The 26844-nt window shown below is 34.6% G+C and carries 24 protein-coding genes; 10 read left to right on the top strand and 14 right to left on the bottom strand.

Annotation, left to right across the window (positions count from 1 at the left end):
• The first annotated feature begins 63 nt into the window (after positions 1–63).
• Complete coding sequence (locus BLP44_RS01815; RefSeq protein WP_091128680.1) at positions 64–1839, top strand: helix-turn-helix domain-containing protein; 1776 nt, start codon at positions 64–66, stop codon at positions 1837–1839.
• Between the two features lie 26 nt (positions 1840–1865).
• Here BLP44_RS01815 and BLP44_RS01810 read toward each other — a convergent pair whose 3' ends face one another.
• Genes BLP44_RS01810 through BLP44_RS22845 form a run of 4 tightly spaced genes read right to left on the bottom strand, consistent with a single transcriptional unit; the run spans position 1866 to position 2560 of the window.
• Positions 1866–2063 carry a hypothetical protein gene (locus tag BLP44_RS01810; RefSeq protein WP_091128676.1) on the bottom strand — a complete coding sequence of 66 codons (198 nt, stop codon included), beginning with the start codon at positions 2061–2063 and terminating at the stop codon, positions 1866–1868.
• On the bottom strand, positions 2050–2190 hold the full coding sequence (locus BLP44_RS01805; protein WP_139159162.1) for an rSAM-modified peptide: 141 nt from the start codon (positions 2188–2190) through the stop codon (positions 2050–2052). Before BLP44_RS01805 ends, BLP44_RS01810 begins: the two co-directional genes overlap by 14 nt.
• Before the next feature lie 40 nt (positions 2191–2230).
• Positions 2231–2371, bottom strand: a complete 141-nt coding sequence (locus BLP44_RS22850) for an rSAM-modified peptide (protein WP_139159161.1) — start codon at positions 2369–2371, stop codon at positions 2231–2233.
• 45 nt (positions 2372–2416) lie between these two features.
• Positions 2417–2560, bottom strand: coding sequence for an rSAM-modified peptide (locus tag BLP44_RS22845; RefSeq protein WP_139159160.1), 144 nt, complete (start codon positions 2558–2560; stop codon positions 2417–2419).
• Between the two features lie 573 nt (positions 2561–3133).
• Between BLP44_RS22845 and BLP44_RS01800 the strand changes: the two genes are divergently transcribed.
• The 5 genes from BLP44_RS01800 to BLP44_RS01785 all read left to right on the top strand — a co-directional run bounded on the left by BLP44_RS01800 (position 3134) and on the right by BLP44_RS01785 (position 9174).
• On the top strand, positions 3134–4690 hold the full coding sequence (locus BLP44_RS01800; RefSeq protein WP_008466214.1) for a vitamin K epoxide reductase family protein: 1557 nt from the start codon (positions 3134–3136) through the stop codon (positions 4688–4690).
• A 61-nt stretch (positions 4691–4751) separates the two neighbouring features.
• The gene (locus tag BLP44_RS22895) at positions 4752–4934 is read left to right on the top strand and encodes a hypothetical protein (protein ID WP_008466216.1); all 183 of its coding nucleotides are present in this window, start codon (positions 4752–4754) and stop codon (positions 4932–4934) included.
• A 243-nt stretch (positions 4935–5177) separates the two neighbouring features.
• Positions 5178–5369 carry a hypothetical protein gene (locus BLP44_RS01795; RefSeq protein WP_091128669.1) on the top strand — a complete coding sequence of 64 codons (192 nt, stop codon included), beginning with the start codon at positions 5178–5180 and terminating at the stop codon, positions 5367–5369.
• Between the two features lie 314 nt (positions 5370–5683).
• Entirely contained in the window at positions 5684–7876 is a 2193-nt protein-coding gene (locus BLP44_RS01790) for a peptidase domain-containing ABC transporter (protein WP_091128666.1), read from the top strand.
• Positions 7877–7878: 2 nt separating this feature from the next.
• On the top strand, positions 7879–9174 hold the full coding sequence (locus tag BLP44_RS01785) for an HlyD family secretion protein (RefSeq protein ID WP_091128663.1): 1296 nt from the start codon (positions 7879–7881) through the stop codon (positions 9172–9174).
• On the opposite strand, the gene BLP44_RS01780 is transcribed toward BLP44_RS01785, so the two are convergent.
• The 3 genes from BLP44_RS01780 to BLP44_RS01770 all read right to left on the bottom strand — a co-directional run bounded on the left by BLP44_RS01780 (position 9171) and on the right by BLP44_RS01770 (position 11048).
• Positions 9171–9833: a tRNA1(Val) (adenine(37)-N6)-methyltransferase gene (locus BLP44_RS01780; RefSeq protein WP_244511653.1), complete on the bottom strand. Its 663-nt coding sequence runs from the start codon at positions 9831–9833 to the stop codon at positions 9171–9173. The two genes, BLP44_RS01785 and BLP44_RS01780, sit on opposite strands and share 4 nt — an antisense overlap.
• A gap of 113 nt (positions 9834–9946) precedes the next feature.
• A complete protein-coding gene (gene rimM / locus BLP44_RS01775; protein WP_008466225.1) occupies positions 9947–10471 on the bottom strand; it encodes a ribosome maturation factor RimM in 525 nt (174 codons plus the stop codon).
• 16 nt (positions 10472–10487) lie between these two features.
• A complete protein-coding gene (locus BLP44_RS01770; protein WP_008466226.1) occupies positions 10488–11048 on the bottom strand; it encodes a 30S ribosomal protein S16 in 561 nt (186 codons plus the stop codon).
• A 189-nt stretch (positions 11049–11237) separates the two neighbouring features.
• Between BLP44_RS01770 and BLP44_RS01765 the strand changes: the two genes are divergently transcribed.
• Together BLP44_RS01765 and BLP44_RS01760 are read left to right on the top strand one after the other, a co-directional pair.
• Positions 11238–11732, top strand: a complete 495-nt coding sequence (locus tag BLP44_RS01765; protein WP_091128655.1) for a DUF6252 domain-containing protein — start codon at positions 11238–11240, stop codon at positions 11730–11732.
• A 110-nt stretch (positions 11733–11842) separates the two neighbouring features.
• A complete protein-coding gene (locus BLP44_RS01760; protein WP_012023384.1) occupies positions 11843–12187 on the top strand; it encodes an RNA recognition motif domain-containing protein in 345 nt (114 codons plus the stop codon).
• Positions 12188–12306: 119 nt separating this feature from the next.
• Here BLP44_RS01760 and leuB read toward each other — a convergent pair whose 3' ends face one another.
• From leuB to BLP44_RS01730, 6 genes are all read right to left on the bottom strand, one after another.
• The gene (gene leuB / locus BLP44_RS01755) at positions 12307–13362 is read right to left on the bottom strand and encodes a 3-isopropylmalate dehydrogenase (protein WP_091128652.1); all 1056 of its coding nucleotides are present in this window, start codon (positions 13360–13362) and stop codon (positions 12307–12309) included.
• A 153-nt stretch (positions 13363–13515) separates the two neighbouring features.
• Positions 13516–15036, bottom strand: a complete 1521-nt coding sequence (locus BLP44_RS01750) for an alpha-isopropylmalate synthase regulatory domain-containing protein (protein WP_091128649.1) — start codon at positions 15034–15036, stop codon at positions 13516–13518.
• A gap of 228 nt (positions 15037–15264) precedes the next feature.
• Positions 15265–15861, bottom strand: a complete 597-nt coding sequence (gene leuD, locus BLP44_RS01745; RefSeq protein WP_091128646.1) for a 3-isopropylmalate dehydratase small subunit — start codon at positions 15859–15861, stop codon at positions 15265–15267.
• A gap of 99 nt (positions 15862–15960) precedes the next feature.
• Positions 15961–17355, bottom strand: a complete 1395-nt coding sequence (gene leuC, locus BLP44_RS01740) for a 3-isopropylmalate dehydratase large subunit (RefSeq protein WP_008466234.1) — start codon at positions 17353–17355, stop codon at positions 15961–15963.
• Positions 17356–17871: 516 nt separating this feature from the next.
• The gene (locus BLP44_RS01735; protein WP_008466235.1) at positions 17872–18792 is read right to left on the bottom strand and encodes a helix-turn-helix domain-containing protein; all 921 of its coding nucleotides are present in this window, start codon (positions 18790–18792) and stop codon (positions 17872–17874) included.
• A gap of 77 nt (positions 18793–18869) precedes the next feature.
• Positions 18870–19673: an SDR family oxidoreductase gene (locus BLP44_RS01730; RefSeq protein WP_091128643.1), complete on the bottom strand. Its 804-nt coding sequence runs from the start codon at positions 19671–19673 to the stop codon at positions 18870–18872.
• Positions 19674–20008: 335 nt separating this feature from the next.
• Here BLP44_RS01730 and dnaE point away from each other — a divergent pair, with 335 nt between their 5' ends.
• Both dnaE and BLP44_RS01720 read left to right on the top strand, forming a co-directional pair.
• Positions 20009–24544 carry a DNA polymerase III subunit alpha gene (gene dnaE, locus BLP44_RS01725; protein ID WP_091128639.1) on the top strand — a complete coding sequence of 1512 codons (4536 nt, stop codon included), beginning with the start codon at positions 20009–20011 and terminating at the stop codon, positions 24542–24544.
• Between the two features lie 177 nt (positions 24545–24721).
• Positions 24722–25654 carry an outer membrane beta-barrel protein gene (locus tag BLP44_RS01720; RefSeq protein ID WP_008466238.1) on the top strand — a complete coding sequence of 311 codons (933 nt, stop codon included), beginning with the start codon at positions 24722–24724 and terminating at the stop codon, positions 25652–25654.
• 111 nt (positions 25655–25765) lie between these two features.
• Here BLP44_RS01720 and BLP44_RS01715 read toward each other — a convergent pair whose 3' ends face one another.
• A complete protein-coding gene (locus tag BLP44_RS01715) occupies positions 25766–26761 on the bottom strand; it encodes a Gfo/Idh/MocA family protein (protein ID WP_091128636.1) in 996 nt (331 codons plus the stop codon).
• Between the last annotated feature and the right edge of the window lie 83 nt (positions 26762–26844).

Raw genomic sequence — 26844 nt, 5'->3', positions numbered from 1 at the left:
GGCAAATAAATTGTAGTTTATTGATAATTTATAGACTATTTTTGAATTCCAAAAACAAACTAAATGAGGCTGATCATCTCTTTTTTCTTTTTACTATTAATCTATTCCAGTGGGGTTGCTCAAACTACAGGAGAGCTCACGGAACAAAAGTACTTAGAATTACAGGATAAAATCCGTTTTAGCATTAATGGAAATTATGATGAGGGTTTATCCTATGTAAATCAGATGATTAAGTCTAAAAATGAGATTCATCAAGCCTTCGCTTATGCTGCAGGTTCTTACCTGTATCAACTAAAAGGAAATGCTAGTCAATCTGATAAAATGTATTCAGAAGCAATAAAGCATTTAGCTAAAATTCCAGAGTCTAATGATAAAATAAAGTTACATGCGTATTTATGCAACTATAGAGGCCTTACTTTCTGGAAAAGATCAAACTATGGTAAAGCTCTTAGCAGTTATCAGGAAGGAGTCAAACTTTCTTCTAAAATAAATGATGTTGTACAAATTGTAAAATTTAAAGCCAATATTGCTTTACTAAATGAAGGCGTTGGTAATTATCAGTTGTCTATAAAAATCTTAAAACAGAATGATGCATTTCTCGATCAGAATGAGAGTTTGTATGAAAAAGATCAGTTTCAGAATTCTAAAAGTAATACTTACACAAATCTTGGAAATTCTTATGAAGGATATTACTACAAGAATCGAGAAAAAGCATATTTATTAGATTCTGCAGAATATTATTATAAAAAAAGTATAGCCTATTCGGATAGATTTATTGACAACAAGACTATTTCTAAACTTAGTTTAGGAAATATTTATCTGATTAAAAAGGATTATGTAAATGCCGAAAAAATTTATTATGATATCTCCTTTTATGCAAAACAGACTGATAATGAAGATTTGTATCAAATTGCCAATTATAATTTAGGGGATCTGTATTATTCTATGAAGAAATACGATAGAGCTCTTATATTTTTAAAAAAGGTAGATTCAATTAGCCAAAAGAATAAGACTATGGATAATAGTTATTTTAAGTCTAATTATATACAGGCTAAAATCTACAGTATCAAAAATGAACCCGAGCTTGCTTATAAACACTCTAAGCTATACCTGGACTCTTATGAAAAATATGAGGGAAATCTTAGAGAAGAAACATTAGAGGTAAATTATAAACAGGGAACAGCAAACCTTAGTGACGAGATGCTTAGCGTTCAGGAGAAGTATAAATATGAAGTGTTTTGGAATAAGGCATTGAAAATATTTTATGTAATCTTGGTAATTGGAATTGTATTTTTCCTCATCAAAAATATTAGAGATAAAAATAAAGCCCAAAAGAAAATGAACGCTTTAATTGAAGAGTTCAAAGCTAATCTGGAGAAAAAAGAACTTGAAAAAGCAGAAATAGAGAAAGCGCCTGCCGAAAAAGCAACTATAGATGTTCTTGAAACTGAAGATGTGGCTTTGAAAAAGGAAAATGCGAATTTGAGTATTGACGAGGCTAAAGAAAATAAGATAGTCGAAAAATTATTGGCATTAGAAGAAAAACTAGAATATTTAAATGCTGATTTTACGCTTTCTTATGCTGCTAAAAAAATAAAAACAAATACTACCTATCTCTCTTATGTTGTGAACAAAAGGTTTGGAAAATCTTTTAGTGAATATTCTAATGAGTTGAAGATTAATTATGTTATTAACCAAATGATTACAAATCATTTGTATCGTAAATATTCTACACAAGCAATTGCTGAAAGCGTAGGGTTTAAAAATGCAGTTTCTTTTGCAAAATCATTTCGCAAAAGAACTGGAGTGTCTCCAGCTCAGTTTGCGAATAATATTTAGTTCTATAATCATAATTTAATTTATTTTTATGTGCTTCCTTTGCCTCCATCCGCTTTTCCTGGATTTGGTTCTGGAAGCGGCTCTTCATCTCCACCTTTAATTGTTTTTTGTTCTTTTTTAGAAATTGTATATAGTAGAAAATCTTCGAATGTTAATTTGCTATTTTCATGACTTGATTTTTTGGATTCATTTTTAAATGTTTCAATTCTATTAATTATTTCCACCGCCAGCAGATCTTCCTGGATAAGGTTCAGGAAGCGGCTCTTCATCTCCACCTTTAATTGTTTTTTGTTCTTTTTTAGAAATTGTATCTAGTAGAAAATCTTCGAATGTTAATTTGCTATTTTTCATGACTTGATTTTTTGGATTCATTTTTAAATGTTCAATTCTGTTAATTATTTCCACCGCCAGCAGACCTTCCTGGATAAGGTTCAGGAAGCGGCTCTTCATCTCCACCTTTAATTATTTTTTGTTCTTTTTTAGAAATTGTATCTAGTAAAAAATCTTCGAATGTTAATTTGCTATTTTTCATGAGTTGACTTTTTTTGATTTATTTTTTAAAATTTCAAATTCTGATTTAATTATTTCCACCACCAGCAGATCTCCCTGGATTACTGACATCTGTCGGATCTTCGTAAGCTCCCCCTTTAATTGTCTTTTGTTCTTTTCTAGAAATTGTATCTATTTTAAAATCTTCGAATGTTAATTTTGACCTTTTCATGATATATTTTTATTTGAATTAATAAATTAGTACTATAAATCTTTCATAATATTTTTTAAACATTTTTTATCAGATGCCCAAAAGCAGTATTATAAATAGTTTATTTAGGGATTTTTTAGAATTAAAAGCAGTAAGAAATGGGCTTTGTATTTAAGTTAATTTTGTTGAAAAATGTACTGCTTAGATCTGTTTTTGTGAATGCTTTTTTTATTTCTTTAGAGCTTAACTCGTCTTTTTTTAGTCATTTATTTTAAGCCTATTCGTCTGATTTTTTCTTCCAAAATCATCTGTTGTTATGGGCCTATTTTTCATGTTTTTTAATGTTTAGATTATTGCTTTTCCAAAACTAGATAAAAAGCAAAACCGTTAATCGAAAATGGACTTTCTAAGCTTTTTATTCAAAAAACAAACATGTAAATAATTGTAAATCAATACATTAAAAAGGATACTATACTTGGTATAATTTATAAATTGTATGTGGTATAATTAATAAAATGTATGTGTTTATGCGATTTTTATCAATAAAATCCCCAATCTTTGCAGTGTAAAATGATTTAAAAACGATCAAAAGCGATGTTAAAACTTGTCCAAAAATTTCTGCAAATCAACCGCTACTCAGATATCAAAAATGAGTTTAAGGATCTGTTTTTGTCTCATCCAAATTATCCGAGTTTGTTTGCCATTACAGACTCGTTTGATTTGCTTTCTGTAGAGAATGCTGCTGTAAGAGTTTCGAAAGAACAGATTGAAGATTTGCCATCTAACTTTTTGGCATATTTTAAAGATGAATTGACACTAGTTGAAAAGATTAAAAGCGGTGTTAGAATCACAACCTCAAAAAAAGGAAGCCAAAAATTATCTTATGATAAATTCCTTTTAGATTGGAATGGAGTAATTGTGGCCATTGAACCAAACAATGTTGTAGCAAGAGATAATCTAAAAATAGAATACAACTGGCTAAAATATTTTCTGCCTCTTGCGCTTGTAGCAGGATTGTCTTTGTTCTATAATCGTTTTGATTGGTTTAGCGCTTCATTTTTGGTGACATCAGTTCTTGGTTTAATCGTAAGTATCTTTATAGTTCAAGAGAAGTGGGGAGTTAAAAACACTGTAATTTCAAAATTCTGTAATTTAAGTACTAATTCTTCTTGTCACTCGGTAATAAGCTTTAATGATGATATAGCAAATAAATGGTTGAGTTTTTCAGATTTGCCATTGCTTTTCTTTAGTTCAAGTATTATAGCAATATTGGTTCAGCCTTTAAGTTCAGCGATTTTTGTTGGATTCTTAAGTTTATTAGCTATTCCAATAATAGTATGCTCGATTTGGATTCAAAAATTTGAGATTCAAAAATGGTGCATAATGTGTTTAGCAATATCATTTTTAATATTGGCACAGAGTGTTGTTTGGTTTTCTTCAGATCTTTTTACATTGAGTTTCAGCTTTAATGAAATTTTTCCTTATGTATTCTCTTTGTTGCTTTTAATACCAATCTGGGCGGCAGTTAAAGTGATGATTAGAAAAATGCTTGATAATGAAAACTCGCTCAAAGAACTTAAGAAATTCAAAAGAAACTATTCCTTATTGAATTTCTTATCTAAAAAAGTAAAATATAACAAAGGGTTTGAAGACTTAAGAGGTTTGACATTTGGAAATAGAAATGCAGGAGTTAGACTTTCTGTAATTCTTAGCCCAAGTTGCGGACACTGTTATAAAACTTTTCAAGAAGCTTTTGACTTGGTATTAAAGTTTCCAGATAAAATATTTTTGAACGTTCTTTTTAATATTAATCCAGAAAATAATGACAACCCTTACAAAGCAGTTGTAGAAAGGCTTTTAACTATTAACAGAACAACACCTGGAAAAACAGTTGAAGCGATTTCAGATTGGTACATTAAAAGAATGACTCACAAAAAGTGGTTAAAAAAATGGAATGTTGATTCTGTAAGCATGATGATAAATCAGGAAATTCAGAAGCAATATGATTGGTGCTCGATGAACAATTTTAATTATACACCGATTAAGATTGTAAACGAAAGGTTATTTCCAAATGAATATGAATTGAACGAATTGAAATATTTCTTAAATGATTATGTAGAAGAAGTTCAAGTGTTAGAAAAAATAGCCTAAGAAACAGGAATTTAGACTGTTAAAATAGAAATTAGTTACCCCAACTTTAAAACCTGCAGTGATGTTAAAGAATATTTTAAAATTGAAGGGTGCAGTAGAATTGACTGCAAGTGAGCTGAAAACAATGAATAGAGATCATACTCCTATTTGTGAAGATGGATTTAAAGCTAAAAGATGTACAGAATTTGGTACTGTGCCAGCATACTGGAACTGCATACCAAATAATTATGTCGGAAGTTGCTAAAGAGGATTTTTTTAAGCATCAAGTTATTGCAAATTTGAGGCTTAAACCAAAAAATGTAAATAGCCAGTTATGTTAGAAAAGATTTTAAAAAGTAAGGAAACAAGAAAGCTGACAAAAAAAGAGCAGAAAAACATCTTGGGCAATGAATATTCAGAAGATATCAATTGCCATGATACTGTTGTTGAGAAATATTAAATAGTTAGGCAGAACAAACTGTTGTACTAGATAAAAAAGGTATTAATTATGTTAAAGAAAATTTTAAGTCTTGAAGGTGCTCAGTCCATTAACAAAAATGAACAGAAAACCATGAAAGGAGGAATTCCAGAATGTTGGGTTCAAGCCTTAGAAGCAGGATGTTTTTTAATACCGCTAGGCGAAACTTGTCCGCTAAATACATCATCAGGTATTTGTGATACAAGTCGTCTTTGTTGTTGATTTTTAACTTTTTTAAAAGTAATACGATATAGCCTTATTTAGAATTTAGTCATGTTTTTTTTAATGTATAGGCGCTCGATCGTGGAACATTGAGCATATTCTCAGTATTGATGATTGGTACTGAGATTCTTAGGAGTTGGTCGCAAGGTTATTTTTATTTGGTTAGGGTAACCGCGGCCATGTCCTAAAGAAATTGTGTTGCTAAAAAATTTGTTTTTAAATACTGAAACAGAGAAGATTTAGGTCTTCTCTGTTTTTTTATGGATTAACAAGAAATTTTTTTCTTAATTTGGTCTGGAATAAATCATAATAAATTGAAAAAATTCACTCATTATAAACAGGCAGATAACAAAGATTGCGGACCGACATGTTTAAAAATTATTGCTAAATATTACGGTAAAACAATCAACATTCAGGAGTTGAGAAATATTAGCGAAACAACTCGTGAAGGAAGTAATTTGCTTTTTTTAAGTGATGCTGCTGAAAAAATTGGATTTAGAACTTTAGGGGTAAAACTCTCTGTAAAAAGAATCGAAGAAGCTCCGCTGCCATGTATTTTGCATTGGAACGATAATCACTATGTTGTACTTTATAAAATAAAAAAAGGCAAATATTATATCTCAGACCCAGCTTTTGGTCTTTTGGAATACAGTAAAGATGAATTTGTAAAGTTCTGGATTGGAAATAATGCTCATGATGAGATAAAAGAAGGAATAGCATTATTGATTGAACCGACTCCAAAATTTTTTCAATCTAATTTTGATAAAGAAGAAGATTCAGGGTTGGGATTCAGATTCCTTTCTCAATACCTCTTTCAATACAAATCATTTCTTATTCAGCTTGCTATAGGGCTTTTTGCGGGTAGTTTATTACAGTTGATATTTCCATTTTTAACCCAAAGCATTGTCGATGTCGGAATACAGAATCAGAATATTCATTTCATTTATCTGATCCTATTTGCTCAGCTGTTCCTTTTTGCTGGGAGAACAGGTTTAGAACTCATAAGAAGCTGGATACTGCTTCATCTCTCGACCCGCATTAATATTTCATTAATTTCTGATTTCTTTATCAAGTTAATGAATCTTCCGATTTCTTTTTTTGATGTAAGGATGACCGGTGATATCATGCAGCGAATTAATGATCATCGTAGAATCGAAAAAATACTTACAACATCCTCTTTAAATGTGCTATTTTCTGTTATCAATATGTTTGTATTGGGGGCAGTTTTGGCTTATTTTAATCTCAAGATATTTCTGGTGTTTTTTGTCGGAAGCCTTCTTTATTTTGGCTGGATAAGTATGTTTTTAAAACGAAGAGAAATTTTGGATTACAAACGTTTTGCTGAAGTTTCTGTAGAGCAGAGCAAGGTAATGGAGCTGATAAACGGAATGCAGGAAATTAAGCTCCATAATGCAGAAAAACAGAAACGCTGGGGCTGGGAATATGTTCAGGCAAGATTGTTTAGGGTTTCTATAAAAGGTTTGGTTTTAGAGCAGTCGCAAAGCATTGGTTCGTCAGTAATAAATGAACTGAAAAATATTTTCATTACGTTTTTATCTGCAAAATTAGTTATTGATGGTTCTATAACGCTGGGGATGATGCTGGCCATTAATTCGATTGTAGGCAGTTTGAATGGGCCAATTACACAGCTGATCCAATTTGTGAGAGAGCTTCAAGATGCTAAAATTTCATTGGCAAGATTATCAGAAATTCACGAAAAAGAAGACGAAACGCAAGAAGAAGAGCATCAGTCCATTGATGTGCCGTATGATTCAGATATCGAATTAAAAAATGTTACTTATAGGTATTTAGGTTCAGATGTTCCTGTTTTAGATAACTTAAGTTTAAAGATTCCAGCTAATAAAGTGACAGCAATAGTGGGAGTAAGCGGAAGCGGAAAAACAACATTGATGAAACTCTTGCTGAAGTTTTACAATCCAGACAAAGGCGAAGTCTGTATTGGGAGTGCTCAATTGAAAAATATTTCACAGAAAGCATGGAGATCTAATATTGGAGCGGTTATGCAGGAGGGGTATATTTTCACTGATACAATTGCAAATAATATTGCAGTTGGGGCTGATAAAATCGACAAAGAACGATTGCTTTATGCATCTGATGTCGCAAATATTACACAATATGTAAGCGAGCTCCCATTGGGCTATAACACCAAAATTGGAGCAGAAGGATTGGGAATGAGCACCGGGCAGAAACAGCGATTGCTGATTGCCAGAGCAGTATATAAAAATCCTGAAATTTTGTTTTTCGATGAAGCAACATCTGCCCTTGACGCCAACAATGAAAAAGAAATTATGCAGAAGCTTGATATTTTCTTTAAAAACAAAACCGTAATTGTAATTGCGCATCGATTAAGCACGGTTATGAATGCAGACCAGATTGTGGTTTTGGATAAAGGTAAAATTATTGAAATAGGGAACCATACTACACTGGTAGAACAAAGAGGAAATTATTTTGAATTGGTTAAAAATCAATTGCAGTTAGGAAATTAGTCATGGCAGAAAACAACGATACATTTGAATTAAGAAGTGAAGAGGTTCAGGATATCCTGACCAAAGTTCCGCATTGGATGATACGATGGGGAACCGTTCTGATATTTGCCATTATTATCATGCTGTTTTTTGTTTCTTGGTTTGTCAAGTATCCAGATACTGTAAAAACAGAAATTGTAATTACAACTAATATTCCGCCAGAGAAAATAGTGTCAAAGTCTTCTGGACGAATTGAAGCGATTTTAGTAAAAGATAAAACAGAGGTGGATAAAAATAGTACGTTGGCCATTATTGAAAATACGGCGAATTATAAAGATGTTTTTCTGCTAAAAAAAATTGTGGATAGTTATGATATAAGCAGCTCAACAAAAGAGTTTCCTTTTGATCTGTTGCAAAATAAACAGCTCGGCGAAATAGAAAGTGCTTTCGCAGGTTTTCAGAAAGATTATCAGGCTCAGGAACTAAATAAAGACCTTCATCCTTATCAGGTGGAAAGCAGAGCACAGCAGTCTGAAAAAATCCAGATAACCCAAAGAATAGAAATTCTGCAGCAACAGAAAACAATTAACGAACATGAGCTGGAACTTCAGAAAAATGAAGTGGCACGCTTTGAGACTTTATTTAATAAAGGAATTATTTCTGCCCAAGAAATGGAAGCTAAAAAACTGAGTTTTCTTCAGGCACAGAAGAATTATAGAAGTCTATTATCGTCGATTTCCCAATTAAGGTCTTCTTTGATTGATAACACAAAATCAAGTCAGAATTCGCAGATAAACAGCACTAGAGAAGAAGTTAATCTTGGGCGTAACGTGTCGCAGTCGTTTTATCAGCTGAAAAAAGTGATTAGGGACTGGGAGTTGGCATATGCATTAAAATCTTCTATCAGCGGTAAAGTAACTTTTCTGCAGGTGTGGAATGAAAATCAGACCATAAATGTTGGAGATAATGTATTTTCTATAATCCCAGATGCTAAGAACAGCTTTATAGGAAAGGTAAAAGCGCCAGCTTTAAATTCAGGAAAAATAAAAGTGGGGCAGCGTGTCAATATCCGTTTGGCGAATTACCCAGATAGGGAGTTTGGCGTTTTGAAAGGCGAAATCAAAAATATTTCATTGGTGCCCGATAAGGATGGCAATCTTCTTATAGATGTTGCGCTTCCAAATGGACTGAAAACATCGTATAATAAACAGATTACATTTCAGCAGGAAATGAAAGGAAGTGCAGAAATTGTAACCGAAGATTTGAGATTGATTGAAAGAATTTTGTATCAGTTTAAAAGTATATTTGAACAGGTTTAAAATTTAAGATAAAAATCTTTAGTCAGCTCAATATATTCTGGAGTGTAAACATGGCGATCGACTTCAATCACTAATTCATCTATTTCAATTTCAGAAACCTTATTTCTGCTAAAAGCCAATAAACTGCGTTTAATTTCTGATTTTGGAGTTCCTTTTACGCGAGTAATTTTTAGAGGATATAACTCGGCTTCTTTCGCCAGAGCAATAAATTTTTCCTCTTCTTTGAAAGGAATAATTAAAGCAAGTATTCCGTTTTCTGAAAGTAATAAATCGGCAGCTTCAACAATTTCTTCAAAAGGCATTGCATCCTGAAAACGTGCTAGATCACGCTGTTCATTTTCGGATTTATAATCTTCAGAATAAAAAGGAGGATTTGAAACGATCAAATCATATTCATCTTCTGGTTCATCAATAAATTCATCCAGGCCAGCATGAAAACAAAATAATCTATCGGCCCAAGGAGAAGCTTCAAAATTTTCTACAGCCTGTTCGTAAGCATTTTCATCGATTTCAAGAGCATCAATTTGTTCAGCATGACTTCTTTGTGCCAGCATCAGAGCAATAACTCCAGTTCCCGCACCAATATCTAAAATACTAAAAGGGTTATGAGAAATAGGAGCCCAAGAGCCCAATAAAACACCGTCGGTACCAACTTTCATAGCGGTTCTGTCTTGCTTAATAGAAAATTGCTTGAAGCTAAATAAAGGCATTTCTGAATAAATAAAATTTACGATAGGTAATGACTGAAAACTGTGACTGAGACTGAATACTTTTATAAGTACATCTCAATAAGGCCTTCAGGAAGATCCATGATAACTTTTTTGTTCTCACGATCGATTTTTACTAGAAATTGATCAATCATAGGAACTAAGATTTCGACTTCACCATTTAAAACTTCAAAAAGAGGCTGTGCAGTTGAATCATTAATAGAAGTTATTTTTCCGAAAACGCCTAAACGTTTGTCTTCAATTTCGAAACCAATAACTTCATGGAAGTAAAATTTGTTACCAGTAAGTTTTGGCAACATAGTTAAAGGAAGATATATAGGACTGCCAACAAGAGCATCTGCATCTTCTTCAGTATTTACATCTTCAAAACGAACTCTTAAAAAGTCGTTTTTGTGTAATGAGCTTGTTTCAATGAAAAAAGGAACCAAGTGTTTGTTGCTTTCAACAAACACTGATTCCAGATTTTCGTATAACTCAGGTTCATCTGTGTCTAAATAGACTAAGACTTCCCCTTTGAAACTAAATTTTTTAGCGATTTTACCTAAATAAAAACAATCTTCTTTACGCATTATCGCTAAGTAAAAATTATGCTTCAGTTGTTTCGTTATTCTCTTCAGCAGCAGGAGCTTCTTCAGTAGCTTCAGCAACTTCTTCAGTAGCCTCAGCAGCTTGTGCAGCGGCAGCAGCTTCTGCTTGTGCAGCAGCAGCATCAGCAACACGTTTAGCGTTAACTTCTTGCTCAGCTTTTAAAGCTTTTGCTTTAGCATCAGCTTTTGCTTTAGATAAACCATCTTTTTTAGCATCAACTTTACCAGCTTTTGCTTCTAACCAAGCAGTTAATTTAGCATCTGCTTGCTCTTGTGTTAAAGCACCTTTACGAACTCCTCCATCAAGGTGGTGTTTCAATAAAGCACCTTTGTAAGAAAGGATAGCTCTAGCAGTATCAGTTGGTTGAGCACCATTGTGTAACCATTTAACTGCGCTGTCAAGGTTTAATTCAACAGTTGCTGGGTTAGTGTTTGGATTGTAAGTACCGATTTTCTCTAAGTATCTACCATCTCTTTTTGAGCGTGCATCTGCAGCTACTACCCAGTAAAAAGGTTTTCCTTTTTTACCGTGTCTTTGTAATCTAATTTTTACTGACATAATCTAGTGATTAAATTTTGAGGTACTCGACCTCTGTTAATTAAGGGCGCAAAGATATAATTTTTTTATGAAAAATGCGTTTTAAAAGAGATTAAATCTATTTGAATTGTTTTTTTAGCATTTTTTTGACTTTTTAATTTAAGTATTTAGCTCTTAATGCGATACTTTTGCATCAAATTCATTTTAAATATGAAAAAATACTTTTATTTTTTATCACTTTTACTTCTGCTTGTATCTTGTACCGAGGATATAAAATTTAATAATCCAGCTTTTCAGACCTTAAAAGATAATACTTTTTGGAGAGCACAAGTTTATGAGGCTGGAATCGAAACGAATGATTTTTTTGTTATTGAGGGGTCTTTGGGCTACGAGCAAATCAAACTTCAACTTTCTGAACCGTCTAAGAAAACATATGTTTTAGGTATAAATGATGATGTAAAAGCCATTTATAAGGATACTTATAAAGGGCAGGAAGCAGAATTTAGCACTGGAACAGGCAAAGGAACAGGAGAAATTATCGTTACAGAATACAATACTGTTGATAATACTATTTCAGGAACGTTTAAATTTACAGCAGTTAATACTGATCAAAATGCTGAAAAACAAACTATGCATTTTTCGGAAGGCGTTTTTTATAAAATTCCAGTGACACAGGGGCCTAACTTTGTTCCAGTCAACAATTAATTTCCTAATTTGAGCCTCATCAAATCAGAATAAAAACTTAAATAAATCCATAACATAGTAGATTAGATATAAATAAGACTACATTTGCTTCTTATTATAAATAAATATCTATGAATATTTTCGTTGGGAGCCTTCCATTCAGTATTGAGGAAGCAGATTTAAGAGAGTCTTTTGAGGCTTATGGAACAGTTGACTCTGTTAAAATTATTACTGATAAATTTACTGGAAGAAGTAAAGGCTTTGGTTTTGTTGAAATGCCAAATGATAGTGAAGCACAGAAAGCTATCGATGAATTGAACGGTGCTGTTGTTTCAGGTCGTACAATCGTTGTAAATAAATCTGAGCCAAAACCAGAGGGCGAAAGAAGAAGTTTTAATAACAACCGCGGAGGAAACGATCGTGGTGGTTACGGAAACAACCGTGGCGGAGATCGCGGAAACAGAAGAGAATATTAATGTTTTTTTTCTAAAATATAAAAGGGATAAACTTATGTTTATCCCTTTTTTGTTGCTTTTGTTTCAAGTTTCAAGTTGGAAAAACCTGAAACTTGAAACAAATAAAAGCTGAAACAAAATTATACATTCGCAGCTAACCAGTCACCAACTTCTTTAGTGCCGTATGCTTTACCTCCGTTAGCTAAATCTTCAGTAACTACTCCAGCTTCTAAAGCTTTGTTTACAGCATCTCTGATTGCTTTTCCTTCTTCCATCAATCCGAAGTTTTCGAACATCATAGCAGCAGATAAAATAGTAGCCATTGGGTTTGCAATGTTTAATCCTGTCGCTTGTGGGTAAGAACCGTGAATAGGTTCAAATAAAGAGACTTCAGCTCCCATAGATGCAGAAGGCATTAATCCCATTGAGCCAGAAATTACAGAAGCTTCGTCTGTTAAAATATCTCCAAATAAGTTCTCCGTAATCAATACATCATAAGAATTTGGCCATTGAACCAAACGCATAGCAACAGCATCAACAAATTCGTAGCTAACTTCAACTTCTGGATAGTCTTTTTCCATTGCTTGAACGGTTTCTCTCCATAAACGTGAAGTTTCCAAAACGTTTGCTTTGTCAACGCAGCATAATTTTTTAGAACGTGTCATGGCTAATTCGAAACCTTTTTTAGCTAAACGCTGTACTTCAGCTCTAGTGTAAACACAGTTGTCGTAAGCTGTATCTCCGTTGTCTTTTCTTCCTTTTTCACCAAAGTAAATTCCGCCAGTTAATTCTCTTAAGAAAACCAAATCAGTTCCTTCGATTCTTTCTCTTTTTAATGGAGATTTATCTAATAATGATGGGAATGTAAAAGTTGGTCTTACGTTTGCAAACAAACCTAATGCTTTGCGCATTTTTAATAGACCTTGCTCTGGACGTACTGGCGCAGAAGGATCGTTATCATATTTAGGGTGGCCAATCGCTCCGAAAAGAACGGCATCAGCATTTTTACAAACTTCGTGTGTTGCATCTGGATAAGGTTCTCCTACGGCATCAATTGCTGCAGCTCCAGTTAAAGCAGGTTTCCAAGTGATTTCATGTCCGAATTTCTTTGCAATAGCATCAGATACTTTTACGGCTTCATTGATTACTTCTGGTCCGATTCCGTCTCCGGCTAAAAGGGCTATGTTTAATTTCATTCTATATTTTTTAAAAGGTTCTAAGGTTCTGAGTTGCTAAGATTCTAAGTTTTTATTCTTATTACTTAGTTTTGTTTTTAAGATTCTGAGTTGCGGAGATTCTGAGTTCAAAGAAGAAAAACTTAGTGGCTTAGAATCTTAGCAACTTAGAACCTATGTAATTATATTCAACATTTTTTGCGTTGCAATAATCGCTGCAACAGTTTGATCTGAATCTAATCCGCGGGTTTTGAATTCTTTTCCGTTGTTGACCCATGTGATAATGGTTTCGCACAACGCATCAGAACTACTTCCTGGGGGGATTCTCACGGCATAATCGATCAATTTAGGAAGCGTAAGTTTTTTGCTTTTGTAAATCTTCGATAAAGCATTCATAAAAGCATCAAACTGACCGTCTCCTTGAGCGTTTTCTTCGATTATTTCTCCGTTTAAATTTAAAGATAAAGTCGTCGATGGGCGCATTCCTTTAGAATGAACTAGCATGTAAGAGTTTATCGTAATTTTTTCTTCGTAAGTATGACTGTCCAAAACATCTGAAATAATGTATGGAAGATCTTCTTTTGTTACGGTTTCTTTTTTGTCGCCCAATTCAATAATTCTTTGGGTAACCAATTTCAAATCTTCATTGTTTAATTTTAAGCCTAATTCCTGAAGATTTTTCTCGATATTGGCTTTTCCAGAAGTTTTTCCGAGAGCATATTTACGTTTTCTTCCAAAACGTTCTGGAAGAAGATCATTAAAATAAAGATTGTTTTTATTATCTCCATCAGCGTGAATTCCGGCAGTTTGGGTAAAAACATTATCACCTACAATTGGTTTGTTTGCAGGAATTCTGTAGCCTGTAAAAGTTTCAACTAGTTTGCTTACAGAATACAAAGAGGTTTCTTTTACATTGATATTTACTTGCGGTAAATAATCATTGATGACAGCAACAGTACTTTCAAGAGGTGCGTTTCCAGCACGCTCTCCCATTCCGTTTACCGTTACGTGAAGTCCGTTGATTCCTGCTTTTATGGCTTCCATAACATTGGCAACGCTTAAATCGTAATCGTTATGAGCGTGAAAATCAAAATGAATGTTTGGATATTTCGCTCTGATTTTTGAAATAAATTCAAAAGTTAAAGACGGAATTAAAACGCCTAAAGTATCAGGAAGTAAAACTCTTTTAATTGGCTGCGTTGCTAAGAAATCTAGAAATTGAAAAACATAGTCTGGTGAATTTCTCATTCCGTTGCTCCAGTCTTCCAGATAAACATTAGTTTCAATATTGTTTTCTTTGGCTAAAGAAATGATTTGGGCGATTTCAGAGAAATGCTGTTCTGGAGTTTTTTTCAATTGATGCGTTAAGTGATTCATTGAACCTTTGGTCAATAAATTCTGCACTTTGGCGCCAGCTTTTTTCATCCAGTCAATTGAAACTCCTCCATCAACAAACGTTAGAACTTCGATTCTGTTACTATATCCTTTTTCTTCAGCCCAAGAAGTAATGCCTTTCACGGCCTGAAATTCTCCTTCGCTTACGCGGGCAGAAGCAATTTCGATTCTATCAATATTTAATTCCTCCAGCAATAATTGTGCAATGGTCAGTTTTTCTGCAGCAGAAAATGATACTCCCGAGGTTTGTTCACCATCACGAAGAGTCGTATCCATTATTTCAATTTTTCTTTTTTCCATATTGATATTCTGTAATTCTGAAATTCTCTTGTAATTTGACGCTGATTTTACGGATTCGCTTTCGCGAAGACGCGGATAAAAACGGATTTTTTATTATTGAATAAAATAAAAATCTGTGTTAATCCGTGCTTTTGCGATAGCAAATCAGTTTCATCCGCGTTCTATATTCTAGAAAGACCCGAGAGGTTTTGAAGCCTGTCGGGTCTAATAGAGTGAATGATATTTCTATTAGTAAGGAAGTTTATCGGCGAAAGCTTTAATGTCTTCCTTCATGTTTTGCAAATAATCAATATCGTCAAAACCATTAATAAGATTGTTCTTTTTGTAACCATTAATAGCAAAAGACTCTTGCTCACCAGTTGACAATAAAGTAACCGTTTGGTTTGGAAGATTGATTTCTAATTCTGTTTTTGGATCAGCTTCGATAGCTTTGAAAATGTTAGCTAAAAATTCTGGGCTGATTTGTACTGGCAAAACACCAATATTCAAACAGTTTCCTTTGAAAATGTCAGCAAAGAAGCTAGAAACTACAGCACGGAATCCGTAATCGTAAACCGCCCACGCAGCGTGCTCTCTAGAAGATCCAGAACCGAAATTTTTTCCTCCTACAAGAATTTTCCCGCTGTAAGTTGGATTGTTTAAAACGAAATCTGCTTTTGGAGTATCATCTCCGTTGTATCTCCAGTCTCTAAAAAGATTGTCTCCAAAGCCTTCACGTTTTGTAGCTTTTAAGAAACGAGCTGGAATGATTTGATCTGTATCTACGTTCTCAATTGGCAGTGGCACTGCACTGCTGGTAAGTATATTAAATTTATCGTATGCCATTTTAATTTTAGATTTTGGATTTTAGATTTTAGATTCTTAAAATTAGAGTCTATAATAAATCTAAAAGCAATTTTATTGAATTTTTGAAATTGTCATTGACTAGAACAGTTCTCTTGGATCTGTCAATTTTCCTGTAACAGCAGCTGCAGCAGCCATAATTGGACTTGCAAGAAGCGTTCTAGAACCAGGACCTTGACGACCTTCAAAGTTTCTGTTTGAAGTACTTACTGCATATTTGCCAGCAGGAACTTTATCATCGTTCATTGCTAAACAAGCAGAACAACCCGGCTGACGTAATACGAAACCAGCCTCTGTCAAAATATCTAAAATTCCTTCTTCCTTAATCTGCGCTTCCACAACGTGAGAACCCGGAACTAACCAAGCTGTAACATTATCTGCTTTTTTTCTTCCTTTTACAATTTCAGCAAAAGCTCTAAAATCTTCAATACGTCCGTTTGTACAGCTTCCTAAGAAAACATAATCGATTTGTTTTCCGATCATAACGTCGTCTTCGTTGAAGCCCATGTAAGCTAAAGATTTTTTGTAAGTTTCCTCACCGCCTTCAACTTCTTTTGCACTTGGGATATGTTTTGTGATACCAATTCCCATTCCAGGGTTTGTACCATAAGTAATCATTGGTTCGATGTCTTCCGCTTTGATATTTAATTCGGCATCAAATACAGCATCTGGATCTGTTTTTAAAGTTTTCCAGTATTCAACAGCTTTTGTCCAAGCTTCTCCTTTTGGAGCGTAAAGTCTTCCTTCAAGGAAATCGAAAGTTGTTTGGTCAGGAGCAATCATTCCTCCACGAGCACCCATTTCGATACTTAAGTTACAAACTGTCATACGGCCTTCCATAGTCATGTTTTCAAAAACATCACCAGCGTACTCCACAAAATAACCTGTTCCTCCAGAAGTAGTTAATTTAGAGATGATATAAAGCGCAACGTCTTTTGGACCAACACCTTTACTAAGTTGCCCGTTTACGTTGATGCGCATTTTCTTTGGTTTAGGCTGCATAATACATTGAGTAGAAAGCACCATTTCAACCTCAGATGTTCCGATACCGAAAGCGATAGCTCCAAAAGCACCGTGAGTAGACGTATGCGAATCTCCACATACAATAGTAGCACCTGGCAAAGTAATTCCGTTTTCAGGACCCACTACGTGTACAATTCCATTTTTTTGGTGGCCTAATCCCCAGTGCGAAATTCCGTATTCAGCGGCATTGTCTTCAAGAGCTTTAAGCTGGTTTGCAGAAAGCGGATCCTGAACTGGTAAATGTTGGTTTATGGTTGGTGTATTGTGGTCGGCAGTTGCAAAAGTACGTTCTGGGTATAATACATTAACGCCTCTTGATTTTAATCCTAAAAAAGCAACAGGACTCGTAACTTCATGAATGAAATGGCGGTCAATAAAAAACACATCTGGCCCATCTTCAATTTTACGCACAACATGTGAATCCCATACTTTGTCAAATAATGTCTTACTCATTTTTTATTTTTTTAAATTGTAATTTCTATAACCACAGCAATTTCCTGTTCATTATAATAGCAAAACAAAAGTAAAAAAAGATAAAAAAGCGTCAATTTCGATATTTCATTATATACGATACCCAAACTAATTTACAAATTGCCAAATGGCTTTTGCAACTAAAATTTGACAGAAAAATGATAAAGAAACTGATTTAGATTTTCTTTTTCGGCTTTAATTTTTCTTGTTTATTTTATGTTTTAATAGTTTGCAAATTTATCTCAAAATCAATATAAAATATAAGAATTTGATTGAAAAAATCTAACAAATTACATAAAAATAGTAATAATTGTTAGTTTTAAAAATTTTGCTTAAAGAGCGCTTTTTGAGTTTTTTAAAGCTTTTAAAAGAGTTTTTTTGACATTATTTAGATTCAATAAAACATCAAAAACTACGACATCCAAGAAGTGTATTTTTATGAAATTTTATGTTTTTTTGAAGCAAAAACTGATTTTTTTAAAGTAGTATTTCTGAAAGTTAATTCAGTGAATTTTTAAATTCTAATGGAGTAAGACTGGTTTTCTTTTTGAATAATTTGCTGAACGATTGCGGATATTCAAAACCTAATTGATAGGCAATTTCTGCTACAGAAAGATTTGTCGTAATCAGAAAATCTTTTGATTTTTCAATTAATTTCGAATGAATATGTTGTTGTGCGTTTAAACCAGTCAAATTGCGAAGCATGTCGCTTAAATAATGACTTGAAACATTAACTTGTGAAGCTAGAAATTCTACTGTTGGCAATCCTTTTTTCAAGGTTTCTGCGTTGCTGATGTAGTTGTCCAGAGTCTCTTCAACTTTTAATAATAAATCGTGACTGATAGTTTTTCTGGTAATGAATTGGCGTTTGTAAAAACGATTGCTGTAATTTAGCAGAACATCAATATAAGAAACAATCACATCCTGACTCATTTCATCTATTGTGGTATTGAGTTCGTTGTCGATACTTTGTAATAATCCGATAATGGTTGTTTTTTCACTGTCAGAAAGATGCAGTGCTTCATTGGTGTCATAAGAAAAGAAACCATATTTTTTGATGCTTTTCCCCAAAGGATAATTCCGAATAAAATCGGGATGAAATAAAAGTGTATAGCCGCCGTATTCTGCGCCTTCTTCATTTTCAGTAAAAATTAATTGATTGGGAGAAGCAAACATGAGTCCGCCTTCATTAAAATCATAATAGCCTTGACCGTAGCCCATTTTTCCGTTGGTAGAAAACTTGTAGGATATCTTGTAAAAATCGAGCAAAAAGGCGTGATTCGCTAAATTTTCATTTATGACCAATTGTGTGTTATCTACCAAACTCACCATCGGATGAAGTGGCTTTGGGAGTTGAAATAGATCATGAAACTGTGATATAGAAGAGATTTTTGCTGGATTATGAGTTTTCTTTTCCATGATATAAAGGTATGAAAATTTAAAAGACTAATACCGTTCGGCTTCTTGAAACCTGAACGGTATTAGTTTGAAATGAATTATTCTCCAAAAAATTGTTTGCCAAATTCAGAACGAAAAACTTCGTCTCCAACTTCTAGTCTTTGTTTGTAAAATGCTTTTGCATCTTCACCGGCAACATATCTTAATTGATTTTTTCCGTCAGTTGCAGCTTCGTAAACAACATCGGCAATTTGTTCTGGAGTTGATGCCATTTCAAACATGGTGTCAACACTAGCAAACATTTTATCTACCATTGTCTGATATTCAGGTTTGGCACCAGTATCTAATGAACCATGAAGAAATTCAGTTTTGATACCGCCAGGAGAAACCGTTTTAATATGTATTCCAAACGGATTCAATTCATAAGCCATACTTTCGCTCCAGCCTTCTAATCCCCATTTTGTTGCGTGATAGATTGATCCTAAAGGAAAAGCGATTAATCCGCCAATAGAAGTTGTAGAGATAAACAAACCGCTTTTTCTTTCTCTGAAATACGGTATAAAAGCATTTGTAACGCGAATTACTCCCAATAAATTAGTGTTTAGCTGTTTTGTAATTTGATCATCCGTAAGGCTTTCCAAAGGGCCTATTAATCCATAACCAGCATTGTTAAAAACAATATCTATATCGCTAATTTCTAGAGCTTTTTGAACTGTATTTTGAATTTGATCAAAATTGGTAACGTCTAAAGGTAAAAGCGTTACGTTTGGTAATTGAGAAAGTTCTGTTTCTTTTTCAGGAGTTCTCATGGTTGCGATTACGTTCCATCCTTTTTCGTGGAATAATTTTGCTGTTGCTTTTCCTAAACCTGATGATGCGCCTGTGATAAAAATTGTTTTCATGATTATTATTTTAATTGTTATAATTTGATGAAGCAAAGTTCACGATACATTGCAGTTTAAAAGTGTTCATTTTGGTGTAATGAGTATCCAAAATGAATAATTGGACTTTTTTAAGAAAAAAATGAATGAAATTTGGCCGTTTTTACATTTGAAGAACAACGATGTTAATTGTGCTTTTTGTTAACAACTTTAGCTTCTTTATTTCTGTAAAAAAAGCGTAAATTTGAATTCCTCCGATTTTTCATTTCGCATTTTATTATGTTTCATGTTGTCAATGGCTTACAATATGAAAGGTGTGGGATTTGGAGCTTTAAAACTTGACTTTTTATAATTCTATGTACTTAATATTCGATACCGAAACAACCGGATTACCAAAACGCTGGGACGCCCCAATTACCGATTCTGACAACTGGCCTCGCTGTATACAAATCGCGTGGCAGCTTCATGATGAAATGGGACAGCTTGTTGAACATCAGGATTATTTGGTAAAACCAGAAGGATTTAACATTCCGTATGATGCTGAGCGTATCCACGGAATTTCGACTGAATTGGCTGAAGCCGATGGAATCACTTTGGCCGAAGTTTTAGAGAAATTCAATATTGCTTTAAGTAAAACTAAATTCATTGTTGGACAGAATTTAGGTTTCGACGTGAATATTATGGGCGCAGAGTTCCATAGAATGGGAGTAGATTCTACTATGGCTTCAATCCCTGTTTTGGATACTTGTACCGAAGTTACAGCTTCATTGTTACAGCTTCCCGGTGGTCGTGGAGGAAAATTCAAACTTCCAACTTTGACCGAATTGCATGAATATTTATTCAATGTTCCTTTCGCGGAAGCGCACAACGCAACTGCCGACGTTGAGGCAACTACGCGTTGTTTCTTAGAATTGGTTAGAAGAGAAGTTTTTACTAAAGAAGAGCTTGACGTTCCGAAAGAATATTTCAAAGATTTTCAGGAAAGAAATCCAGAGCCATTTAAGCTTATTGGTTTAAAACACATCAATTTAAAAGCGGCTTCTGATAAAATCAGGGAACAGCTTAAAGCTTTAGCTGGAGAAGGGCAGCAAAATGTTGTTTCAGAAGAAGACAAAGCCGATTTTAAAGCTGCAAAATTTGCGCATTTACATAACCATACACAGTTTTCGGTACTTCAATCGACTATAGGAATAGGTAATATTGTGGCTGCTACCGCTAAAAATGGAATGCCGGCTGTTGCTATGACCGATACTGGAAATATGATGGGAGCTTTCCACTTTGTGAGTGCTGTCATGAACCACAACAAAGGCGCTTCCGCAAAAAACAAAGCTTTGGTTGAAGCGGGAGAAGAACCGACGGAAACCGAAGTAAAACCAATTGTAGGCTGTGAATTTAATATCTGCGAAAATCACCTAGATAAAAGCAAAAAAGACAATGGTTATCAAGTTGTTTTATTGGCTAAAAATAAAGCCGGATATCACAATTTGGCGAAAATGGCTTCGATTGCCTATACAGATGGTTTTTATTATGTTCCGAGAATAGATCGCACGATTGTAGAACAATACAAAGGTGATATCATGGTTTTGTCTGGGAATTTGTATGGAGAAATTCCGAGTAAGATCTTGAACATCGGTGAAAACCAAGCTGAAGAAGCTTTGATTTGGTGGAAAGAGCAATTTGGAGACGATTTCTACTTGGAAGTGATGCGACACAATCAGGAAGATGAAAATCGTGTAAACAAAACCCTAATCGAGTTTTCAAAAAAACACAATGTCAAATTAATTGCGACAAACAATACGTATTATTTAAATAAAGAAGATGCCAATGCTCACGACATTTTACTTTGTGTAAAAGACGGTGAAAAACAGGCAACGCCAATAGGAAGAGGACGTGGTTACCGCTACGGACTTCCAAATCAGGAATATTATTTCAAGTCGGAAGAAGAGATGAAAAAGCTCTTTGCCGATTTGCCAGAAGCCATTATTAATATTCAGGAAATTGTAGATAAGGTAGAAGGATATTCGCTTTATCGTGATGTATTGCTTCCTAAATTTGAGATTCCGCAGGAATTTGTTGATCCTGAAGATGAAAAAGACAATGGCGTTCGTGGGGAAAATGCTTATTTGCGACATCTTACCATGGAAGGTGCCAAAAGACGTTATGGCGAAATCACCGAATCAATTCAGGAACGTCTAGATTTTGAGTTGATGACAATTTCGAATTCAGGATATCCTGGGTATTTCTTGATTGTACAGGATTTCATCGCCGAGGCAAGAAAAATGGACGTTTCGGTAGGGCCTGGACGTGGTTCTGCAGCGGGTTCTGCCGTTGCATATTGTCTCGGAATTACCAATATCGACCCGATTAAATACGATTTGCTTTTTGAGCGTTTCCTAAATCCTGACCGTGTATCGATGCCCGATATTGATATTGACTTTGATGACGAGGGTCGTGGACGTGTAATGGAATACGTAATCAACAAATACGGTCAAAAACAGGTGGCACAGATTATCACGTATGGTAAAATGGCGACCAAATCGGCAATTCGTGATACAGCTCGTGTACTGGATTTGCCATTATTTGAAGCCGATAGAATCGCAAAATTGATTCCGGGAATGATGCCGTCAAAATGGAATTTAGCGCGTTTTATTTCGGAGAGTGAAGAGGAGGTTAAAAAAGCCCTTCGTTCGGACGAATTTGACAATGTAAAAGAATTAATCGCGATTGCCAATGAAGATGATTTGGCAGGAGAAACCATTCAGCAGGCAAAAATCTTGGAAGGATCTATGCGTAACACGGGAATTCATGCCTGCGGGGTAATTATTACACCATCAGATATTACGAATTATGTTCCCGTAACAACCGCAAAAGATTCCGATTTATATGTAACGCAGTTTGACAACTCGGTTGCAGAAAGTGCTGGATTGCTGAAAATGGACTTCTTGGGTCTGAAGACCCTTACGCTGATAAAAGATACCGTAAAACTGGTAAAATATAGAACAGGAATTGAACTAAATCCAGATACTTTCCCAATCGATGATGAAGAAACGTATGCGCTTTTCCAAAGAGGTGAAACCGTTGGAATCTTCCAATATGAGTCGCCTGGGATGCAGAAATACATGAAAGACCTGAAGCCAACGGTTTTTGGAGATTTAATTGCCATGAATGCCTTATATCGTCCAGGACCTTTGGAGTATATTCCGTCTTTCGTTCGAAGAAAAAATGGCGACGAAGAAATCAAATACGACTTAGATGCCTGTGCGGAATATTTGTCTGAAACGTACGGAATTACCGTTTACCAAGAGCAGGTAATGCTTTTGTCTCAGTCTTTGGCAGGATTTACAAAGGGTGAGGCCGACGTCTTGCGTAAAGCGATGGGTAAGAAACAAAAAGACGTACTAGACAAAATGAAACCGAAGTTCGTTGAGCAAGCGGCAGCAAAAGGGCACGATGCTAAAATTCTGGAGAAAATCTGGAAAGACTGGGAAGCCTTTGCGAGTTACGCCTTCAATAAATCGCACTCGACTTGTTATGCGTGGATTGCATACCAAACAGCTTATTTGAAAGCGCATTATCCTGCCGAATATATGGCAGCGGTACTTTCCAATAACATGAACGATATCAAACAGGTTTCGTTCTTTATGGAGGAATGTAAACGTATGGGATTGCAGGTTTTAGGGCCGTGCGTAAATGAGTCGTACTATAAATTTACAGTAAATGATGATTATGCGGTTCGTTTCGGAATGGGCGCTATTAAAGGCGTGGGAGCAGGAGCTGTAGAAACGATCGTAGAAAACAGAAAAGATGGGAGATATAAATCGATTTTTGATTTAGCGAAGCGAATTGACCTTCGCGCAGCTAACAAAAAAGCGATTGAGAACTTAGCATTGGCTGGAGGTTTTGATTCATTTGAAGGAACTACCAGAGCGCAGTATTTCCATGATGATGGTGACGGAATAACTTTCTACGAAAAAGCAATGCGCTACGGATCTAAGTTTCAGGAAAATGAAAACTCTTCACAAGTAAGTTTGTTTGGCGAAACCAGCGAAGTGCAAATCGCAGAGCCTGTTGTGCCACCTTGCGAAGACTGGAGTACAATGGAAAAACTGGCAAAAGAAAAAGAAGTTGTCGGAATCTATATTTCTGGACATCCGCTTGATGATTTTAGATTCGAAATGAAATATTTCTGTAATGCCCGTTTAGAAGCATTAAAAAGCATGAACGAGTATGTGGGGAAAAATCTAATGTTTGCTGGAATTATTAATAACGTCCAACATCGTGTGGCTAAAAACGGAAAAGGTTGGGCGGCTTTCAACTTAGAAGGTTATGATGAGAGTTATGAGTTTAAGATTTTTGGAGAAGAATATTTGAAATTCCGCCATTTCTTAATTCAGAACAATTTTGCTTTTATAAAAATATTGATTAAAGATGGATGGGTAAATCACGATACTGGTAAAAAATCGGATCCTAGAATGCAGTTTGTGGAGATTCGCCAATTGCAGGATATTTTGGAAGCTTTCGCTAAAAAGTTAATTGTTTTATTGAATATTAAAGATCTGCATCCGGAGTTTATTCATAAATTAAGTCATTTGTTTGCTGAAAATAAAGGAGAGAATTCAGTAACTTTTGAAATTATGGAATTAGAAAAAATAAAGCGTCTAGTTGAGATAGAAACGCCAACCGATTTTGAAGCCGATGATGCCGTTTTTGAAGATGAGAATGAAAATGAAGATGCGGCACTCGAAAGTACAAAAGTGCAAGAGGTAAATGAAGTTGAAGAAATAAAAGTAGTAACCAAATTAACGATGCCTAGCCGCCGTGTGAAGGTTAGAATCTCAACTGAATTATTGCAGGAACTGGAGAAAATGCAGATTAATTTTAAATTGAACTAAAAAATTAACAGTTAAAATTTAAACAGATGTTAGTTTTTTGTGTTAAAAATATGCATGCATAATACTTTTTTAGTAATATTGCGCCAAATTACAACGTTTTCGTTCCAAGTCTAACTTTACAAACTGTACGAATGTGTTAAAATATTCTATGTTTGTACTAATCAATAAATCAAAATTATGAAAAAGAACCTATTTTTATTAGGATTATTAGTTTGCTCAATGGCGACAGTGGCGCAGACAGAAAAAGCAGAAAAACCAGAAAGCTGGTATTTTAAATTAGGAGGATCATATTTTATTCAAACGGCTGCAACAGAATTTCCAACTGTTTCAGGAGCCTTGCCTAATACAGATGTTTATGCAGCAGACGGTACGACTTTAATCTCTAGAGAAACAAATCATGGTTCTTTTGGTGAAGGTTTTCGTAGCGGTTTAACTGCAGGATATCGTTTTACTCCACGTTTAGGAGTAGAGGTAGGTTTTAATTATTTTAGCAGTGCCAGTAAAACTATGGTTGAAACAACAAATAGATTAGTAGCTGCAGGACCAACTTTTGCAACAGGTAAAGCAGAAGGAAAAATTAGAGCTTTTGATGTAGCTCCTGCATTGGTTTTATTCTTGGGTCAAACACATGGATTTGAGCCTTATACAAAAGTAGGGGTTATTGTTCCAATTCATGGAGATTTAACAATTGAAACAAACAGAACATATACTAATCCAGCTGGAGTAGTTAACAGTTATACTAAAGATGTGGTAAAGCCTAATCCTACAGTTGGATTTATGGCAGCATTAGGGACATCTTATAAATTAGGCAGCCATATTTCGATTTTTGCTGAATTAGAGTACCGCAATTTTACAGTTCATGGGAAAACTAAAGAAACAGAAGTGTATACTGAAAATGGTGTAGATAAATTAAATACTCCAACATCTTTCCGTCCTGACGCATCTTATTCTGCAAGTCATACAAAATATGTAGAGCAAATTAACACTACTTCGAATAGTAAAGTTACGAATGCAGCAGGTTTTGATAATACAAAAGCAACAGACGATATTAGTTCTTACGTTGGTATCTCAGGTCTTGGATTGACTTTTGGACTTAAATACAGCCTATAATTTTCCAATTTTTTTATAGTTTATAGTTTACAAAAAGAGGATATTCGAAAGAATATCCTCTTTTTTATGCTCATTTTTTGTCATTTCGATTTCTATGACAAACAGTGCGAACTATTTCGAATTCTCTCTAAACTCCTTCAAAACCTGATCAATAACCCAAGTGGTTCTTGCGCCAGAAGTTCCTTTAGATGGAGAAGCGCCTTCATTCCCTAATAATTCAGCAATAACAGTTTCAATAAATGGCTGCTGAATGTGAAGCGGGTTTTCTATAGTGATACTTTCTTTTTCTCCATTTGCATATTGAATATGAAGCGGATCGTTTCCGAAAGTAGAGAATGAAATTTTCCCTTTGTCACCCACAATTTCAGTATTGTCGTAACGTTCAAAACTCGCAAAATTCCAAATGCCAGATCCGTGAATTCCATTTTCAAATAAAAATGACATCGAAACCGCATCTTCGGCAGGATAAGCCAGTAACTGAGAAGTCGCATGTCCGCGAACTGATTTTATCGGACCTAAAACAAAATCAAGAAAATCTAAAGTATGACAAGCCAAATCAACAAAGATTCCGCCACCAGAAATATGCGGTAAAACGGTCCAAGGAAGATTGATTTCGTCATCATAACGTGCTTCAAAAGGATGGTATAAAACACAGTTTACATGTCTGATAGTTCCTAACTTTCCCTGATCGATAATTTCTTTTATTTTTAAAAAACGTGGTAAAGCTCTTCTGTAATAAGCAACAAACAAAGGAACATTATGTTCTTTGCAGGCGCTGATCATTTCGTTGCATTCTTCAAAAGTCAGAGCCATTGGTTTTTCTACATAAACTGGTTTGCCAGCTTTTGCACATAAAAGGGTATATTCTTTATGAGAAGAAGGAGGAGTGGCAATATAAACGGCATCAACTTCTGGATCATTTATTAAATCTTCAGCGTTAGAATACCATTTCGGAACGTTATGACGTTTTGCGTAATCTTCAGCAAGAGCCGCATCTCTTCGCATTACTGCAACTAAAGCTGAATTTGGAGCTTTCTGAAAAGCAGGTCCGCTTTTTACTTCGGTCACATTCCCGCAGCCAATAATTCCCCATTTTATAATTTCCATTGTGTAAGTTTTAGGTTTCTCAAATTTAGTGTAAAAAGGTTTATTTAAAAAAGTTAGCCACGAATTCCCGAATTTATTTTAAT

Origin of the sequence: Flavobacterium anhuiense, from assembly GCF_900101855.1 — a bacterium.
Taxonomy (GTDB): Bacteria; Bacteroidota; Bacteroidia; order Flavobacteriales; family Flavobacteriaceae; genus Flavobacterium; species Flavobacterium anhuiense.
Note: the sequence above shows the minus strand (reverse complement) of the source record. Positions and strands in the feature narration are given on the sequence as shown.